Genomic DNA, 339 nt, shown 5'->3' with positions numbered 1-339 from the left:
ACTTCGGCGGCGTGTTCCGTTGCACCGAAGGCCTGCAAACCAAGTACGGCAGCTCACGGGTATTCGACGCACCGATCTCCGAAAGCGGCATCGTCGGCGTGGCGGTGGGCATGGGTGCCTACGGCCTGCGCCCGGTCGCGGAAATCCAGTTCGCCGACTACGTCTACCCCGCCACCGATCAGATCATCTCCGAAGCGGCGCGCCTGCGTTATCGCTCGGCCGGCCAGTTCACCGCGCCCTTGACCATGCGCATGCCGTGCGGCGGCGGCATTTATGGCGGCCAGACCCACAGCCAGAGCATCGAAGCGGTATTCACTCAGGTCTGCGGCCTGCGCACCG

The 339-nt window shown here is 66.1% G+C and carries 1 pseudogene; it reads left to right on the top strand.

What is annotated here, in order from left to right:
• A pseudogene (locus AC0L3B_RS38815) lies at window positions 1-339 on the top strand (alpha-ketoacid dehydrogenase subunit beta); the annotation flags it as partial.

The organism is Bradyrhizobium sp. Kon56, from assembly GCF_055807635.1.
Note: the sequence above shows the minus strand (reverse complement) of the source record. Positions and strands in the feature narration are given on the sequence as shown.